Source organism: Nonomuraea polychroma (assembly GCF_004011505.1).
Lineage (GTDB): Bacteria > Actinomycetota > Actinomycetes > Streptosporangiales > Streptosporangiaceae > Nonomuraea > Nonomuraea polychroma.
The window spans coordinates 5151548-5168690 of sequence record NZ_SAUN01000001.1 but is presented as its reverse complement, the minus strand read 5'-3'; the positions used below and the strand labels follow the sequence as shown (position 1 = coordinate 5168690).

Annotated in this window: 15 protein-coding genes; 11 read left to right on the top strand and 4 right to left on the bottom strand. The window is 70.8% G+C overall.

From position 1 onward, the window contains the following. Positions 1 to 4 precede the first annotated feature (4 nt). A complete protein-coding gene (locus EDD27_RS23570; protein WP_241564211.1) occupies positions 5 to 913 on the top strand; it encodes a hypothetical protein in 909 nt (302 codons plus the stop codon). Between the two features lie 12 nt (positions 914 to 925). Here the strand turns inward: EDD27_RS23570 and EDD27_RS23565 are convergent, their stop codons facing one another. Beyond that, entirely contained in the window at positions 926 to 3229 is a 2304-nt protein-coding gene (locus EDD27_RS23565; protein ID WP_127934301.1) for an ATP-binding cassette domain-containing protein, read from the bottom strand. A gap of 168 nt (positions 3230 to 3397) precedes the next feature. Between EDD27_RS23565 and EDD27_RS23560 the strand changes: the two genes are divergently transcribed. The 3 genes from EDD27_RS23560 to EDD27_RS23550 are packed head-to-tail and all read left to right on the top strand — an operon-like array spanning position 3398 to position 5814. Beyond that, positions 3398 to 4447, top strand: coding sequence for a glycerophosphodiester phosphodiesterase family protein (locus EDD27_RS23560; RefSeq protein WP_127934300.1), 1050 nt, complete (start codon positions 3398 to 3400; stop codon positions 4445 to 4447). Positions 4448 to 4480: 33 nt separating this feature from the next. Beyond that, on the top strand, positions 4481 to 4876 hold the full coding sequence (locus EDD27_RS23555) for a hypothetical protein (protein WP_127934299.1): 396 nt from the start codon (positions 4481 to 4483) through the stop codon (positions 4874 to 4876). Continuing rightward, positions 4873 to 5814 (top strand): PstS family phosphate ABC transporter substrate-binding protein, encoded by a 942-nt coding sequence (locus tag EDD27_RS23550; protein WP_127934298.1) that lies wholly within the window; start codon positions 4873 to 4875, stop codon positions 5812 to 5814. Before EDD27_RS23555 ends, EDD27_RS23550 begins: the two co-directional genes overlap by 4 nt. Before the next feature lie 6 nt (positions 5815 to 5820). Here EDD27_RS23550 and EDD27_RS23545 read toward each other — a convergent pair whose 3' ends face one another. Next, entirely contained in the window at positions 5821 to 6984 is a 1164-nt protein-coding gene (locus tag EDD27_RS23545; protein ID WP_206641623.1) for a pyridoxal phosphate-dependent aminotransferase, read from the bottom strand. Positions 6985 to 7489: 505 nt separating this feature from the next. On the opposite strand from EDD27_RS23545, the gene EDD27_RS23540 reads away from it, so the two are divergent. From EDD27_RS23540 to EDD27_RS55760, 3 genes are all read left to right on the top strand, one after another. Beyond that, positions 7490 to 9829 (top strand): lantibiotic dehydratase family protein, encoded by a 2340-nt coding sequence (locus tag EDD27_RS23540; RefSeq protein ID WP_127934297.1) that lies wholly within the window; start codon positions 7490 to 7492, stop codon positions 9827 to 9829. 410 nt (positions 9830 to 10239) lie between these two features. Beyond that, positions 10240 to 11991 carry an ABC transporter ATP-binding protein gene (locus EDD27_RS23535; protein ID WP_206641622.1) on the top strand — a complete coding sequence of 584 codons (1752 nt, stop codon included), beginning with the start codon at positions 10240 to 10242 and terminating at the stop codon, positions 11989 to 11991. Then, a complete protein-coding gene (locus EDD27_RS55760) occupies positions 11991 to 13937 on the top strand; it encodes an ABC transporter ATP-binding protein (protein WP_206641621.1) in 1947 nt (648 codons plus the stop codon). Before EDD27_RS23535 ends, EDD27_RS55760 begins: the two co-directional genes overlap by 1 nt. Before the next feature lie 8 nt (positions 13938 to 13945). Here the strand turns inward: EDD27_RS55760 and EDD27_RS23525 are convergent, their stop codons facing one another. Then, positions 13946 to 14266, bottom strand: a complete 321-nt coding sequence (locus EDD27_RS23525; protein ID WP_127934296.1) for a hypothetical protein — start codon at positions 14264 to 14266, stop codon at positions 13946 to 13948. Further along, on the bottom strand, positions 14267 to 14416 hold the full coding sequence (locus EDD27_RS54530; RefSeq protein ID WP_164903762.1) for a hypothetical protein: 150 nt from the start codon (positions 14414 to 14416) through the stop codon (positions 14267 to 14269). Between the two features lie 148 nt (positions 14417 to 14564). Here EDD27_RS54530 and EDD27_RS23520 point away from each other — a divergent pair, with 148 nt between their 5' ends. The 4 genes from EDD27_RS23520 (at position 14565) to EDD27_RS55745 (ending at position 16871) form a co-directional block, all read left to right on the top strand. Beyond that, a complete protein-coding gene (locus tag EDD27_RS23520) occupies positions 14565 to 15461 on the top strand; it encodes an NAD-dependent protein deacetylase (RefSeq protein ID WP_338324661.1) in 897 nt (298 codons plus the stop codon). A gap of 5 nt (positions 15462 to 15466) precedes the next feature. After that, positions 15467 to 15844, top strand: a complete 378-nt coding sequence (locus EDD27_RS23515) for a YchJ family protein (protein ID WP_127934295.1) — start codon at positions 15467 to 15469, stop codon at positions 15842 to 15844. A gap of 300 nt (positions 15845 to 16144) precedes the next feature. Next, positions 16145 to 16612 carry a hypothetical protein gene (locus tag EDD27_RS55750; protein ID WP_241564210.1) on the top strand — a complete coding sequence of 156 codons (468 nt, stop codon included), beginning with the start codon at positions 16145 to 16147 and terminating at the stop codon, positions 16610 to 16612. Positions 16613 to 16691: 79 nt separating this feature from the next. Further along, positions 16692 to 16871: a hypothetical protein gene (locus EDD27_RS55745; RefSeq protein WP_206641618.1), complete on the top strand. Its 180-nt coding sequence runs from the start codon at positions 16692 to 16694 to the stop codon at positions 16869 to 16871. Positions 16872 to 17143: the final 272 nt, after the last annotated feature.

Genomic DNA, 17143 nt, shown 5'->3' with positions numbered 1-17143 from the left:
GCGCGTGAGCTTGTTCAGGCGTGATGGAGCCCGCCGGAGCTCGCCGGAGCCGCGAGTTCCAGCGCGCAGGCCCGTCGAGGAGGTCGACCTCGACTCCCTGCTCGCGCTCGTCGCCGAGTCCCGCGGGTTCGCTTGTGAATTCGCCCCCGACGGGTCCGCCGTGACGCTCAGGGGCTCGCTCGCGGGGGACACCGCGTTGGTCGTCCGGCTCACCGGGTTGCGGCGTGAGGCCGGGCGCCGGACCAGGGAGGACTGGCCCGTGCTGGTCTCCGAGCACCTCGCGCACGCCGTGGCCACCGCCGGCGAGCAGGTCGACGTGTGCGACCTGGAGGAGGCCGGACCGCTGCTGCGCACCCGCGTGGAGTCCGTGGACGAGGTGGCCGACCTGACCAAGGTGGTGGGCCGCCACCTCAACGCCGACCTGGTGGAGCTGCTCATCGTGGGCTCGCGCCCGGTGCGCCCCGAGGAGGCCGGGTGCTGGCCCGTGCCCACGGCGCGCGCGATCGACCTGGCCATCGGGAACGTCCGCAAGGACGAGCGGCTGCTCGTGGAGAGCATCGAGTTGTCGGGCACGCCGGTGAGCCGGCTGACCGCTCGCTCACCCTCCGCCGCCACGCATCTGCGCTGGCTGGGCGACTATCTGCCGGTGCCCGCCGACGGTGTGCTGGCCGTCCTGCCCGATCCGTACACGCTGCTGGTGCATCCGGTGGACGGCATCGGGGTGGTGCGGGCCATCGAGCGGCTGCGGGTCCACGCGCTGACCACGGACGGGCTCAGCCCTCAGGTCTACTGGTGGCACGAGAGCCGGTTGACGCTCATCCGGGCCGACATCGTCGTGCAGCGGGGGCAGACCAGGCTCGTGGTCGCACCCCCTCCGGAGTTCGCCCAGGTCCTGGCCCGCCTCGCCGTCTGAGGCCCGCTGCTCCTAGGCGCGTCCCACGTACTCGCGCAGGTGGATCGCGGTGAGCGTGTCACCGGTTTCGACCAGTTCGGCCGGCGGACCGGAGAAGACCACCTGGCCGCCGTCGTGACCGGCTCCCGGGCCCAGGTCGATGATCCAGTCGGCGTGGGCCATGACGGCCTGGTGGTGCTCGATCACGATGACCGTGTTGCCGTCCTCCACCAGCCGGTCCAGCAGGGCCAGCAGCTGGTCCACGTCGGCCAGGTGCAGGCCGGTGGTCGGCTCGTCCAGCACGTACGTCGTGCCGTTCCTGGCCATGTTGATCGCCAGCTTGAGCCGCTGCCGCTCGCCGCCGGACAACGTGTTCAGCGGCTGCCCGAGCCCCAGGTAGCCGAGGCCGACGGCCTCCAGCCGATCGAGGATCGTCTTGGACTGCCCCGTGGGGAAGAACTCGCGGGCCTCGGCAACCGACATGCCCAGCACCTCGCTGATGTTCTTGCCGCGCAGCGTGTACGTCAGCACCTCGGGCGTGAACCGCTTGCCTTCACACTTCTCGCACACCGACGCCACCCCGGCCATCATCGCCAGGTCGGTGTAGATGAGGCCGATGCCCTTGCAGGCGGGGCAGGCGCCCTCGGAGTTGGCGCTGAACAGGCCCGGCTTGACCCCGTTGGCCTTGGCGAACGCCGCCCGGATCGGGTCGAGCAGCCCGGTGTACGTGGCAGGGTTGCTCCGGCGTGAGCCGCGGATCGGCGACTGGTCGGCCACGACCACGCCTTCCAGCCCCGCGACGTACCCGTGGATCAGCGAGCTCTTGCCCGACCCGGCCACGCCGGTGACCACGGTGAGCACGCCCAGCGGGATGTCCACGCTCACGTCCCGCAGGTTGTGCAGGGTTGCGCCGCGGATGGGCAGGTGCCCGGCGGGCTTGCGGATCTGCTCGCGCAGGCGTACCCGGTGGTCGAGGTAGCGGCCGGTCAGCGTGCCCGAGGCGCGCAGCCCGTCGAGGTCGCCCGCGTAGCAGAGCTGCCCGCCGGCCGTGCCCGCGCCCGGGCCGAGGTCCACCACGTGGTCGGCGATCGCGATCGTCTCCGGCTTGTGCTCGACCACGAGCACCGTGTTGCCCTTGTCGCGCAGCTGGAGCAGCAGGTTGTTCATCCGCTGGATGTCGTGCGGGTGCAGGCCTGCCGTGGGCTCGTCGAAGACGTACGTGACGTCGGTGAGGCTCGAGTTGAGGTGCCGCACCATCTTCACCCGCTGCGCCTCGCCGCCCGACAACGTGCCGGACTCCCGGTCCAGGCTCAGGTAGCCGAGGCCGATCTCCACCAGCGAGTCCAGGGTGGACAGCAGCCCGTCCAGCACCGGGCCGACCGTCTGATCGCCGATGTCGCGGACGAAGCCGGCCAGGTCGTTGATCTGCATCGCCGCGCACTCGGCGATGTTCTTGCCGTTGATCCTGGCCGAGCGGGCGGCCTCGTTGAGCCGCGAGCCGGCGCAGGACGGGCAGACCGTGAGCTTGAGCGCCCGGTCGGCGAACGCCCGCGCGGACGGCTGCATGGAATCCCGGTCCTTGCCCAGGTAGGTGCGCTTGACCCGGACGACGAGCCCTTCGTAGGTGAAGTTGTTGGAGCCGTACTTGAGCTTGGTGGCCGGCTTGTGGAGGAGGTCCTCCCACTGCGCGGCGGTGAAGTCCTTGAGCTTGGCGTCGGCGTCGAACAGGCCGGACCCGGCGACGACCTGCCAGGGCCAGCTGTCCACCGCGTACCCGGGGACCTTGATGGCCCCTTCGTTCAGCGACAGCTCCCTGTCGACGAGCTCGTCCACGTCGATCTCGGACGCCTTGCCCAGGCCCTCGCACTCCGGGCACATGCCCTCGGCCTTGTTGAAGCTGAAGTGGGAGGCGGTGCCGACGTACGGCTCGCCGATGCGGCTGAACATGATCCGCAGCATGGTGTGGGCGTCGGTGGCGGTGCCCACGGTGGAGCGGGGGCTGGCGCCCATGCGCTCCTGATCGACGATGATCGCCGCGCTGAGGTTGTGCAGCGTGTCCACGTCGGGGCGGGACAGGCTCGGCATGAACGACTGGATGAACGCGGTGTACGTCTCGTCGATCAGCCGCCGCGACTCCGCGGCGATCGTGTCGAAGACGAGCGAGGACTTGCCGGAGCCGGACACTCCGGTGAAGACGGTGAGGCGCCGCTTGGGGATGTCGAGGGAGACGCCCTTGAGGTTGTTCTCCCTGGCGCCGCGGACCTGGATGAGGTCGTGACTGTCGGCGGCCGTGTGATCGTGGTGCAGGACGCTGCTCGCCCGGGGGTTGAAGTCCACGGAACCCTTCCATCGTCGGCTGACTGTTTATGCCGTAAGGGAATAGCCGGGACAGCCTACCCCGTCCCGCGCGGTTCGCACGGACTTTCGATCCGTTCAGCTGATCCGCAGCCCCTGTTCCGCTCGCGTACGCCCCGGCGTCCCCCGCATGCTCCATGTTGTGGCGACATGAACAGATGGCATGCGGTTGTGGCCGCGATGACCGTGGGTGCGGCGATCCTGGCCGCGCCCGGCGTGGCCGCGGCCGACCGGGACAAACGATTCGACCTGCAGGCGCACCGGGGCGGGCTCGGGCTCGTGGTGGAGAGCTCGCTGCCGGCCTTCGCGGGCGCGCTGGAGCTCGGCGTCGGCACGCTGGAGCTCGACGTGCAGATCACCGAGGACGGCGAGGCGGTGGTCACCCACGACCGGAGGATCAGCAACAGGAAATGCCGCGACACGGCGCCCGCCGTGCCGGGGGACCCCGAGTTCCCCTACGTCGGCAAGTACATCAACACGCTCACCCTGCGGCAGGTCAAGACCATGGACTGCGGGTCGCTGACGTTGCCGGAGTTCCCCGGGCAGCGGGCCGTGCCTGGTGCGCCCATGGCCACCCTGCGTGAGGTGTTCGACCTGGTCAACCGGTACCGGGCCCGCGGCGTCACGCTGAACGTCGAGACCAAGGTCGAGGCCGGGGCGCCGCACGAGACCGCGCCGCGCGAGCAGTTCGTGCAGGTGACGGTGGACGAGATCCGGCGGGCCGGGCTGCTGCGGCAGGTCACGATCCAGAGCTTCGACTGGGGCGCGCTCATGCGCATGCGGCAGGTGGAGCCGCGGCTGCCGCTGGTCGCGCTCACCAACCGCGACTTCCTGCAGACGGGGCGGCCGGGCGCCTCGCCGTGGCTGGGCGGCATCGACATCGACGACTTCGGCGGCGACCCGCTGAAGGCGGTCAAGTCGTTCGGGGCCGACGCGTTCTCGCCGGTGCACGGCTTCCCGCAGAACGGCAAGGTGACCGACCCCGGCTACGTCCCGTACGTCACCAAGGACATGGTCGACCAGGCCCACGCCCTCGGCCTGAAGGTGATCCCGTGGACCATCGACGACGAGCCGACCATGAACAAGCTCATCGACGACGGCGTCGACGGCATCATCACCGACTACCCCGACCGGCTGCGTACCGTCATGGCCGAGCGCGGGTTCAAGCTGCCCCGGCCGCACAAGCTCCACAAGGGCTAGGTTTCCGCGGGCCGAACAGCTCGTGAACGATCGGTGCCCGGCGACTGCGCGATCATCCCGTCCGAGTACGGCCCGTCGCAGCTGCGCCAGGTGGCGCGGCTGCTCGACCGGATGAGCATCGTCGTCATCCGCATCCGTAACAGCGGCAGCTACGACATCGACCCCGACGACTTCGAGCGGCCGCTGTCGTTCACGTTCGGCGGGCGGCTGGTGTGGAAGGCCAGGGTGTCCGACGCCAGCACTGACAAGCTGCGCGAGCAGCCTGCGCTTCTTCCCCGAGGAGGACCAACCCGCCAAGGACGGCCTCGTCACGGTGCGGCAGCGGCTCTCGGACCGGATGGCCCGCTGGCTCGGCGCCTCCTCCGGGCAGGGACAGGACGTCGCCCGAGCCGGCCTGGCACGGTGTGCGGCTGGACGGGCTGCGGATGAAGCGCGGTCAGAAGGCCAAGCTCGTCGTCCTGAGGGAGGCCGATTGCTCAGCCAGCTGTCCACCCCGCGCGACCCCCACCGTCGCGTGCGCCTCCGGCGAGCTGCGCGTCGTGGGTTCGACCGTGTTCATGCCGGCGATGCGGGCCGTGGCCGACGAGTACGAGAACGCGTCCGGCGATGCCCGTATCCTCACCGAGGCCACCGGCTCCATCGGCGGCGTGCGCAGAGTCGTGGAGGCCGGCGCGAACGCGAACCTCATCGCGGTGTCGGACGGCAAGAGCAAGGCCCACCATGACCGGCTGCACGCCGAGAAGCTCGCGATCGTCACCTTCCACGTGGTCGTCAACAGCGGCGTCGGCCTCGCCACGCTCAGCGTCGATGACCTCCGCAAGATCAACAATGGCGACCACGCCGACTGGAGCCGGCTCCGCGACGACAAGACGCCCTTGCCCATCCGCATCGTCAGCCGCGACCAGGACTCAGGAACCCGGGATCTGTACGAGCAGCAGGTGCTGCGCACCGGCGAGAACGTGCTGTCCTCCAACGAGTGCCTGGACAAGGACCGCAACCCGAGCGCGCCCGTCATCCGGTGCGAGCGGCAGGACAACGCCGAGGTCATCCACAAGATCAGCACGATCCCGGGCGCGATCGGGTACGCCGACGCGCCCTCTCTCGCCGAAGCACGCAAGGCAGGCATCGTCACGGCGCTGACCCTGGACGGCAAGGCGTTCGACCCCGACACCGCCGTGCAGGCCGGGTACCCGTTCTGGACGGTCGAGTACCTCTACGCCAAGGAGCGGCCCGGCGCCGGCTCCCTGGCGGTTTCCTTCATGGACTTCGCGCGGTCGCACGCGCTGGCCGAGGTGCGGCTCGCGGAGGTGGGCTTCGACCCGTGCGTGACCAAGGAGGGCCTCGAAGTGGCGTGCGAGCTGCGCTGAGCCGTCTCAAGCGGACAGCGGGTTGGCGTGCCGGTGGTGCAGGCCGATCACCGGGATCTCGTGCAGGCTGCCCGAGTACAGGAACTGCGTCATCCCGATCAGCAGCCGCCGCACGTCCTCCTGCGGCCGCACCACCAGTCGCAGGAACTGGCTGGTGGTGCCCAGCTTGTTGCCGCACTCGCGGACGTACACGCCGTGCTCGGTCAGCAGGTGGTCGCGCAGCGGTACCCCGTCCTGGCCCGGCGGCAGCTTCACCAGCAGGAAGTTGCCCTGCGAGGCGAACACCGACAACCCCGGCATGGTGCTGAGCTGCTGGAACATCGCCCGCCTGTCGTTGGCCAGCCGCTTGAGGCTGTCCTGGTACTCCACGACGAACTGCTTCATCATGAACACGATGACCTCGGCGAACGAGTTCAGGTTCCACTTGGGCAGCGCGTCGCGCACCCGGCCGGCCAGCGCCGGATTGGCGACCATGTAGCCGAAGCGGATGCCGTGCAGGCCGAAGTTCTTGCCCAGGCTGCGCAGCACGATCACGTTCGGCCGCACCGCGGCCTCCGCGGCCACGCCCGGGTACGGCTCGGCGTCCACGAAGTCGCCGAACGACTCGTCGATGATCACCAGGTCCAGGTCGATGAGCTTGTCCATGAGCCGCACGACCTCGTGTTTCGGCAGGTAGCCCCCGTCCGGGTTGTTGGGGTTGCAGATGACCGCGACGCGGGAGCCGCGCATGCGGATGAACGAGACGTAGTCGTTCACGTCGAGGGCGAAGTTGCGGCTCTCCAGCAGCGGATACATGTCCACCCGTTTGCCGGTCTCCAGCGGCTGGTCGGTCCAGCGGCCGAAGGTGGGGATCGGCACCGCGAGGCTCTCCCGTACCAGGAGGTGGTCGATCCAGGTGATCAGTTCGGTCGACCCGTTGCCCATGGCGACCGTCTTGGGGTGCAGACCGAGCGTGGAGCAGAGCTCCTCGGTGATCGTGCCCGCGTCGCTCGGATAGAACTTCAGTATCGTCTCCAGATTCCTCCCGAGGTGCTCGAAGATTTCCGGCGTCGGGAAGTACGGGTTGCACGGTATGCAGAAATCCACTGGGGCGCGCTCTCCGGACGAGCTGCGCATCAGTGAGAAGTACGACGGGCTGTGCGCCTGTGTACGCAAGAGGCTGAGCTCCACGACACCTCCATGGAACACGTGTCCGATGTGTGTAGGTACGCGCCGATGGAGTGACCGGTTCACGGCGATGTGCACCTGTTCGCCGGGGCGCGCTGCGAAAGGGCCGCGATAAACGACGACGGCCACGGGGAAGGCAATTCGCAGGCGCGCCGGAACGGTCATCGTGCGGGCGGCGGCCGGACGCCTGCCCTATATTCGCCGGTGAGAATTCTCCGCCATTCTGCGAGAGAGAATTCCCCGTCTCTGTCTGGACGTCTTCCTGTTCGCCTCTCACGCGTTGTCCAGGCAGGATGGGTTAGTGACTACGCAGAGTAAACAGGTCGTGTCCCAATTGGAGGCATTTGCTGTTGTTGGCGGGAGATTAGCCGTGAGTTGCATTTACGTTCGGTCACCACCCTCTTTTACCTTGCGTGCGACAATGCATTGACAGAAGAAAGTGATCTTGCAAGGCTCTGGTTTGATCGTGCTTTTCTGAATTCGCCGCGGGAGAAAGGGAGGCGCGTACATGGCAGCCGAATGGACCCTGTTGCCGGCCGTGGTCGTCCGCAGCGCCGGGTTCCCCTGGGAGCTCGTCCTGTCACTGGCCTACCCGCGGGCGGCCGAGACGGCGGCGACGGTCGTACGGCTGGAACGGCAGGCCCTCGACCTGCTCGCCTGCCCGCAGGATGGCGGACGGCTGCCGCGCGGGCTCCGCGCCCGCCTGCGCCGGCTCCGTCCGCTGCCGCCCGGCACGCCCGGCTCCGCCGACTGGCTGGCCGATTGGAACCGGGTCACGGGCCTGCTGGAAGAGGCGCGTCTCGCCCTGGCCGACGTGGTCGCCGCCGACGCGGCGCGGGTAAGGACGGCCGCCGCCGCGGTGGCGGCCGACGAACGCTTCCTCGACGCCCTGGTCGGCTCGGCCCCCGCCGCCTACCGAAACCTGCGGCGACGGGCAACGCCGCCCTCCAACCCGGCCGAGGCCGCCCGGCGGCTCGCCCCGTACCTGCAGCGGCTGGCCGCCCAGTGCGCGCGGACCGGCTTCTACGCCCCGATCGACTTCGCCCGCATCGAGCCCGGCCGGGACAGCGGATACACCTGGGCCGGGCACCGCGAATGCGCACGGCGGATCGCCTACCCCGCCTCCCACATCGGTGAGGCGCTCCAGCAGCGCATCCTGACCGACCCCGCGCTCGTCGGCGCTCTGGTGCCGCGGCGGCGGACCGGGACGGGCGCCGCGTACGACGGCGCCGCCTTCGCCGGACACTGCGACGGCCGCCGCACGCTCGCCGAGATCGCCGCCGAGACCGGCACGGGATTGGAACGGGCCTCGGCGGCGCTCGCCGTGGCGGTGCGCCGCGGGCTGCTCACCCACGACCTGTGCCCGCCCGCCACCATCCCCGACCCGCTCGCCTGGCTCCGCGACCGGCTCCCTGGCGAAGAGCCCCCCGCCGTGCCGGAGCCGGGGCTCCTACCGGCGCGAGGCGCGCCCGCGCAGCGGCGGCGGGCGTTCATCCGGCCGCGGTCCGCCGCCGGGGCCGACCTGTCCGTGGGGCAGCGCGTCAGGGAGATCGCCGACCTGCTCGAGCGTTATCCCGCCGCCTCGCCCGACGTGAAGCTGGCCGTGCAGAGCAGGATCGAGGCCCTCGCCGGCGGCCGGCGGACCGGGCGCGAGGAGCGGGTCGTCGTGTACGAGGCCGCGGCCGGCACGCTGCACGTCACCATCGGCGACCCGCTCGCCGCCGACCTGCGGGACCGGGTGCCCAGGGCGCTCGGCCCGCTCGCCGAGGACGCCGAGCTGACCAGGCTGCGCACCAACCGGCTGCTCGCCGGGCGGCTCGGCCCGGGCACGTTCGATCTGGCCGAGGCGCTGCCCGCGGCGGGGAATCTGGCGATCCAGCGCGGCGACCGGATCGCCGGGCTCGTCCGCGACGCGGATCCCGACGCCGTCGCCCTGGACCTCGCCGAGCTGTTGGGGGAGCCCGTTGCTCCGGCCGCGCCCGTGGTGTGCGCGGCCGACGTCATGGTGGCCGCGCCGTCGCTGGAGGCGTACGAGCCGGGCGTGACCCCGCTGGTGCTCGACGGGCTCGACGACGCGCCGCTGCTCACGCCGTGGGAACTCCGCTTTCACCGCGAGGGTGCCGGCTCCGCGAGCCCGCGGAGCTCGGCCGAGGGGGACGGAGCCGGTGCGGCCATCGCGCGGGCGCTGCGCGGGTTCACCGCCCTCACGATCATCTCGCCCGGCGCCGACGGCCTGCCCTCGCTGGAACTCCCGGGGCCCGTCCTGGAGTCCGGGGGCGCGGCGGCGGACCCGCGGCGGCGCCGCGTCGGCATCGACGACCTGTACGTGCGGAGCGACGGCCACCGGGCCGTCCTGCACGCCAAGGGCACCGACGAGCCGCTGATGTTCCACAACGGCGAGCCCGGGCACGCCCTCCACACCGCGTTCGGCCTGCCGAGACTCCGGCCTCCCGTCCTGCAGGACCTGCCCCGGACACCCCGCCTGACGTGGGGAAACGTCGTCATCTCGCGGCGGCGGTGGCGGCTGGGCAGGCTCGCGTTCGACGCGCTCGGCCGGGCCGGGGGAGATCGCGAGCTGCTGCTGGCCATGGCCCGCCTGCGCGACCGCCACGATCTGCCCCGCACGTTCTTCGCGGCCGCCGAGCGAAGACCCGTCTACATCGACACCCGCGCGCCGGCGCTGATCGAGGAGCTGGCCCGCCTGGCCGGCAAGGCGGAGCGGCTCACCCTGACCGAGACGCTGCCGGGGCCTGAGGAGTGCTGGCTACGCGACGGCGGGCAACGCTTCGCCGCCCGGCTGCGCTGCGTCTACCTGCGGCCGGCCGCGCGTGCGGGGGAGGACGGCTGATGGACCTGCTCGTCGTGCCCCCGCTCACCGACTCCACGACCGAGGTCGTGCCGCCTGCCGGAATGGAGCTCTCGACCTCAACGAGCAGCTGGTGACCCGCCCGCTCCCCGGCCTCCTGCCCGGCCGGCTCGCCGCCGACCCTCACGCCCTCGACGGCCTCGCCGCCCTCACCCGCTAACGCCTCACGGCCCAGCTGGCCAGAGCCGGCATCCTCAGGGACTGCTGAATGCTCCCCGGGTCCGCAGTGCCCCGGGATCGCGGGACGCCGATAAATCGGTTGCCCCGGGACGCGGCCGGCTGCTGTACTCACCCGCAGCGGAAACCCGGCGATCAGAGGAGGCCCCAGATGCGGGAAGCGTTCATGTCCCCCCAGCACCCTGACTCCTTCTCTGCAAAGGGCATGACGCTTCTTGAGACGCCGCACGACCGACCGGGGGATTCCCCCGCATAGCAATTCCGTCCTGCGCCTGCTCCGGCCGGGACCACGCCCCGCCGCCGCGCTCGCCGCGGCCATCGCCGCCGCCACCGCGCTCCCGCTGGCGGGGCCCCAGATCACCCGCCGTTTCGTCGACGACGCGATCGGCGGCGCGAGCATCCGCCACCTGAGCCTGATCGCCGTCGGCTACCTCGGGTTGGCCGTCGCCGGACAGGCCGCCAGGATGGTGACCGCCTGGCTGGCCGGCCGGCTCGCCTGGGACGGCACCAACCGCGTGCGTGAGCGGCTCGCCGGGCACGCGCTCGGCCTGGACATGGCCTTCCACGGCAGGCACACGCCCGGCGAGCTGATCGAGCGCGTGGACGGCGACGTCGTGGCCGTCGCCGACTTCGTCGTCGCGTTCCTGCTGGACGTCGTGGCCAGCGTGCTGCTCCTGACCGGGGTGGTCGTCGTCGTGTTCGGCGTCGACTGGCGCATCGGATGCGTGCTGCTGGCGTACTGCCTCCTCATCGGGTACGGCATGGCCCGCGCCCAGCGGGCGGCCGTCCCGTCCGCCGCCCGCTCACGCGCGGCGTCCGCGACCCTGTTCGGCGCCCTCGAAGAGCGGCTCGCCGGCGCCGAGGAGATCAGGGCCAACGGCGCGGGAGAGCACTCGGTACGGCGCTTCCACCAGGTCAGCGCCGCTCTGTTCCGCGCCGAGAACAGCGACGCCCGCGTCGGGACGATGCTCCTGGCCGGCACGTCGGTGGCCTTCGCCGCCGGAACGGCGATCATGCTCGGCCTGGCCGCCTGGGCCATGAGCTCCGGCACGCTCACCGTCGGCACCGCCGTGCTGCTCTTCCAGTACACGCTGATGGTACGGACGCCCTTCGAGCGGCTGATCGACCAGATCAGGCAGTACCAGGCCGCGCTGGCCGGCCTCGCCCGCATCGGCGGCCTGCTGGCCGAACGCCGCACACTCCCCGAACCCGCCCGCCCGCGCCGGCTGCCCTCGTCCGGGCCACTCGCCCTGCGCCTCGACGGCGTCAGCTTCGCCTACCCGGACGACGACGAGCAGGTGTTGTCCGGCATCACCCTCGACCTCGCCCCCGGCGAGACGCTGGGCCTGGTCGGGCGCACCGGCAGCGGCAAGACCACCCTCGCCCGCCTCGTCCTGCGCCTCTACGACCCGGTCGAGGGTGTCGCGCGCGTGGGCGGGCTGGACCTGCGCGAGGTGGACCAGGCGTCCCTGCGCCGCAGGATCGGCGTGGTCACGCAGGACGTTCAGCTGTTCGCGGCCAGCGTGCGCGACAACCTGACGCTGTTCAGGCCGTCGCCGGGGGACGACCGGCTCCGTGAGATCCTCGACGGCGTCGGCCTGGGGGAGTGGCTGGCCGCCCTGCCCGACGGGCTCGACACCGAGGTACGCGGCGTCTCGGCGGGCGAGGCCCAGCTCATCGCGTTCGCGCGAGCGTTCCTGGCCGACCCGGGGCTCGTCGTGCTGGACGAGGCGTCGAGCCGGCTCGACCCGGCCACGGAAAGCCGCATCGAGCACAGCGTCGGCCGGCTGCTCGACGGCAGAACCGGCGTGATCATCGCGCATCGGCTCTCCTCACTGTCCCGCGTGGACAAGATCGCCGTACTGGACCAAGGCAAGATCATCGAGTACGGCCGCCGCGCCGACCTCGCGGCCGACCCGCGCAGCCGCTATGGCCGCCTGCTCGACCTGGCGGGGGTGAGCCGGTGATGAAGCCGGTGTTGCTGGTGGCCACCCGGCTGGCCACGTTCGACCTGCGCCGCTACCTGGTCGGCGCGCTGTTGTGGATGCCGGTCCACGTCATACCGCTGGCCGGCGGGCTGGTGTTGCGGCAGGTGTTCGACCAGCTCAGCGGGCACCGGCCGGCGAGCCTGGAGCTGTTGTTGTGGTGGTGCGCGGCGTTCGTGGGTGTCGAGATCGTCCGTGGCGTGATGATCGTCATCGCGTGGACGTACGGCGTCTACTGGTGGTGCGCGGCGGCGACCCTGCTGCGGGCCAACGTGCTGCGTTCGATCCTCACCGCACGCGGCCCCGCCGCCTCCCGCCTGCCGCACTCCTCCGGCGAGTCGGTCGCGCGGCTGCGCGACGACGTGGCCGGGGCGGTCGACTTCACCGACGAGAGCGTCACCCTGGGCGGCACGACGGTCTTCGCCGCGGCGGCGTTGGTGATCATGGGGTCCATCGACCCTGTGATCACGCTGGTGCTGGTCGTGCCGATGATCGCCGTCGGCGTGCTGAGCAGGACACTGCGAGGGACGGTCGCCCGGCTGCACCGGCGCTCCAAGGTGCTCGGCGCGGCCGTGACGGCGTACGTCGGCGAGCTCTTCGGCGGCGTGCTCGCCCTCAAGACCGCCGGTGCCGAGGAGGCGGCGTTGGAGCGGCTCAGGGAGCACAACCGCCGCCGGCGCGACGCCGCCGTCAGGGACCGGCTGGCGACCGACCTCCTCGACGCCGCCACCGGCACGACGATCGAGCTCAGCATCGGACTCGTGCTGCTGCTGGCCGCGCCGGCGATGCGCGGCGGGGAGTTCACGGTCGGCGACCTGGCGCTGTTCACGAGCTACATCGGCTGGCTGACGGCCTTGCCCCGGTCGATCGGCGCAACCCTGTACGGGCTGCCCCAGGCAGCGGTCTCCGTGGACCGGCTCACCCGCCTCATGGCGGCCCACGAGACCGCCGACGACCTGTCCCGGAACAACGGCGTCTGGCTTCACCACGACCCGCCCTCACCGGCGGCGGTTCGCCCAAGAGACGCGGACGGGCTCTCACAGGTCGGGCACCGATTGGCCGTCCTCGAGGCCTCCGGCCTGACGGTCCGCCACGACGCCCACCACGACGCCCACCACGACGCCCACGACGATGCCAGCGATCACGACGACCGCGACAGCCGCGGCGGACGTGGCGCAAGACGTGGCGGAGGTGGCGGCGGACGTGGCGCAAGACGTGGCGGAGGTGGCGGAGGCGGCGTCTTCGACGTCGACCTGCGCCTCGAACGCGGCACCTTCACCGTCGTCACCGGCGCCGTCGGCTCCGGCAAGACGACCTTGATCCGCGGCCTGCTCGGCCTCTTGCCGCTGCACTCCGGCACGATCTCCTGGAACGGCACCCCGATCGACGACCCGGGCACCTTCCTCGTCCCCGACCGTGCCGCCTACGCGGGCCAGGTCCCGCGCCTGTTCTCCGAGACACTGCGCGAGAACCTGCTCCTCGGCCGGCCCGCCACCGACGACGAGATTCACCGGGCATTGGACCTGGCGGTCTTCGAGGCGGACCTGGCCGAGATGCCGGACGGCCTGGAGACGGTCGTCGGCCCGCGCGGCGTGCGGCTGTCCGGTGGCCAGGTCCAGCGGGCCACCGCCGCCCGGGCGCTGGTGCGCGATCCGGAGCTGCTGGTCGTGGACGACCTGTCGTCCGCGCTGGACGTCGAGACCGAGCGCCTGCTGTGGGAGCGGATCGCGAGCCGCGGGCCGGCGACCGTCCTGGTGGTGTCGCACCGGCAGGCCGCACTCGAACGCGCCGACCAGATCATCCTCCTCGACCGCGGCCGGGTCGCCGGGCGCGGGCCGCTCCGCGAGCTGCTGGAGAATTGCCCGGAGATGCGCCGCCTGTGGACCGCCGAGCGCATCACGGAAGCCGAGGAAGGAGCGGGCGACTGAGTCCGTGCCTACCCGCCCGTCTTGCCGAGGGCCGCCAGGACCTGGTCGAGCTTGGCATCGAGCGACTGGAGCTTGGCGTCAACCGACTCGAACCTGGTGTCGACCGACTGCAGCTTGGTGTCGACCGTCTGGAGCTTGGCGTTGACCGACCGGAACCCGGCGTCAGTCGACTCGAACCTGGCGTCAACCGACCCGAACCGCTTCTCCATCAACTCGGTCAGCCGCCGCTCGAGGTCGTTCAGGTCCTCCTTCGTCGCGAGGGTGGCGCGACCGGCCATGATGTCCTCGAACACCGGCTCCGTGTAGGTCAGGATCTCCTGACGGATCACTTAGGTCAGGATCTCCTGACGGATCACTGCGTGAAGTTTCTCCACAGCCGCTTTGATTTCCGCCACGTCGGCGCCAGTGCGGAAGGCCCATGCCTCCAGGCGTTGGACGCGGTCGGCGATGTGGGCTCGGTTCTGTGGTGGTGCGGTCACGCCGTCATGTTAGACCGCTCATGTCATAGGGAGGGTCGAAGCCGCACGATCTGTGGACAGGCCGGAGACCGCTCTGGCCGCAGACGAAAGGCCATGGACTCAGCCCAGGCGGGGGCGACCGGGCGGCTGAGTCGGGCACCATGGACATGTGACTCCAAGCACGACGAAGTCCCCACTCGCGGACCCGGTAGAGGCGGCCGAGGCCAGCGATCCGCGCGAGCCGGCCGACATCGCCCTGCTGGCCGAGCTGGTCGCACGGGGAAGCGTGGCGGTCTTGAGCGGGGCCGGGCTGTCGACCGAATCGGGCATCCCCGACTACCGCGGACCGACAGGCCGGGCCCGGCGCGCCGAGCCGATGACGTACCAGCGCTTCGTCGGCAGCGTGGAGGCCCGCCGCCGCTACTGGGCACGCAGCCACGTCGGCTGGCGCCAGATCGGCCAGGCCCGGCCCAACGCCGGCCATCGAGCCGTGGCCGCAATGGAACGCCACGGCCTCCTCGCCGGCATCGTCACCCAGAACGTCGACGGCCTCCACCAGGCCGCCGGAGCCCGGCGCGTGATCGAGCTGCACGGCGGCCTCGACCGCGTCGTCTGCCTGTCATGCCGAGTACGCACCCCACGCGCGGACCTGGACCGGCGCCTGCGCGAGGCCAACCCGCACTGGCACGCCACCGGCCACCAGATCAACCCCGACGGCGACGCCGTACTCACCGACGAACAGGTAGAGGGCTTCCACGTGGTGGACTGCACCAGCTGCGGGGGCCTGCTCAAACCAGACGTGATCTTCTTCGGCGAGAACGTGCCCCGGACCCGCGTCGACGAATGCTTCAGTACGGTGACCCGAGCGCGAGCGCTACTCGTCCTCGGATCCTCACTGGCGATCAAATCAGGCCTGCGCTTCGTCACCAAGGCCGCCACACTCGGCATCCCGATCGCCATCATCAACCAGGGCCCGACCGGCGGCGACGCCGACGCCACACTCACCCTGGACGCCCCACTCGGCGCCACCCTGGCCGACCTGGCCACCCACCTCGGGGCACAATAGTCGGCATGCCTCCTCGATCATGTCCCTGCGGCCTGCCCGCCTCCTACGAGGAATGCTGCGGCAAGCTCCACCGCGGCGAGGCGGCCGCCACCATCGCCGAGCAGCTCATGCGCTCCCGCTTCACCGCCTTCGCCGTGGGCGACACGGCCTACCTGCTGCGCACCTGGCACCCTGCCGACCGCCCCGCCCGCCTCGACCTCGACAAGCGGATCCGCTGGACTCGGTTGGAGATCCTGGAGACCACCGGCGGCAGCGTCGTCCACGCCGAGGGCACGGTCCGCTTCCGCGCCCACTACAACGACCGCGGCCGTCCGGGGGAGATGGAGGAAAACAGCCGCTTCGTCCGGGTGGATGGCCGCTGGCTCTACGCCGGCGCGATTTAGCGCCCGCGATCAGGAGTCGGCATCTGGGAGGCAGGACCCAGGCCGTAGCCTGGGGTCATCGAGGACCAACGACTCGAACGTGTAGGGCCTGCTCATGCGCGATGCTGATACGCGATCGGGATCCCCGGCCAACGAAGAGGCGATCGGCCGGCGCATCGCCGCCGCCCGCAAACTCCGCGGCCTGACCCAGCAGCAGCCTGCCGACCGCATTCCGTGCTCCAAGAGTCTGATCGCCCAGGTAGAGCGCGGGCACAAACCAGCGACGCAGGCGCTGTCACAGCCGCCGCTCGCGTGCTACGGGTGCCGCTCGGCCGGCTCACCGGGCAGCCATACCGCGACCCCGACGACCACGGAGACCGCGTCCACCAGCAGATCCCCGAGATACGTCGGGCCCTGCTGGCATGGGACCTGCCCGATGAAGACGTACCGGCACCGCCGATAGAGCAGCTCCGCGCCGACGTGCGGCGCGCTTCCGAGCTTGGCCGGCGTGCCCGCTACATCCAGCTCGGCGACATGCTGCCCGGCCTGCTGGAAGAGCTCACCCGGGCAATCCACGCGAGCCCAGGCGCGCGGCGAGAGGAGCTTTGCGGGCTGCTGTCGGAGGCCTGCACCGGGGTGACGGCACTGGCCTACGCGCTCGGCTACTTCGACCTGCGCAGCCTAGCTAGGGACCGTGTGGCCACTGCGGCGCAGGCGTCGCAGGACCCGCTACGGGTCGCCCGCACCCAATGGCAACGCTCGACGCTATTCCTGGCCGCCGCTTCCTAAGACAAGGGCCTTCTCCTGCTCGACCGCGTGCGACGCGACATCGGCGAATCTCGACCGGCTCGCCCCGCCGGCGCTGAGCATGTACGGCGCCGCGCACCTGCGCTCCGCGGTGTTCGCCGCCCGCGTGAATGACCGTGAGGCCGCGTTCAACCACATCGAGCACGCCCGCCAGGCCGCCATCGTGCTCGGCGGCGACGCCAACCACTATGGGATGGAGTTCGGGCGGTCGCCGTCGAAATGTACGACGGCACGCTGGTGAGCTCGCTCTACGGCCGCGGCGATCCGCTCTGGAGGCGGCCGCTTGAACGCCCGGCCTATCCTGAACCGGTTCCACGTCCTAAATGGTCAACCACTCCGAGGATGATCGATCTATACCTGTGAATTGTGCCGAATGGCACCTATGTCAGTGATGTGATGTAAATCACGCTGTCCTGCTTACGGGTAAGACCCAATTCCACAAGCAGATTGACCTGCCGTGGACATCAGAGTGAATCGTGAAAGCGGCATTCCGTAACATCTGCCACGAAGTCT

What these genes read in the sequence shown, in the direction of transcription:
- EDD27_RS23560 (WP_127934300.1), top strand. Translation starts at nt 3,398, where the DNA reads ATGAACAGATGGCATGCGGTTGTGGCCGCGATGACCGTGGGTGCGGCG.
- EDD27_RS23550 (WP_127934298.1), top strand. Translation starts at nt 4,873, where the DNA reads ATGAAGCGCGGTCAGAAGGCCAAGCTCGTCGTCCTGAGGGAGGCCGAT.
- EDD27_RS23540 (WP_127934297.1), top strand. Translation starts at nt 7,490, where the DNA reads ATGGCAGCCGAATGGACCCTGTTGCCGGCCGTGGTCGTCCGCAGCGCC.
- EDD27_RS55760 (WP_206641621.1), top strand. Translation starts at nt 11,991, where the DNA reads ATGAAGCCGGTGTTGCTGGTGGCCACCCGGCTGGCCACGTTCGACCTG.
- EDD27_RS23515 (WP_127934295.1), top strand. Translation starts at nt 15,467, where the DNA reads ATGCCTCCTCGATCATGTCCCTGCGGCCTGCCCGCCTCCTACGAGGAA.
- EDD27_RS55745 (WP_206641618.1), top strand. Translation starts at nt 16,692, where the DNA reads ATGTACGGCGCCGCGCACCTGCGCTCCGCGGTGTTCGCCGCCCGCGTG.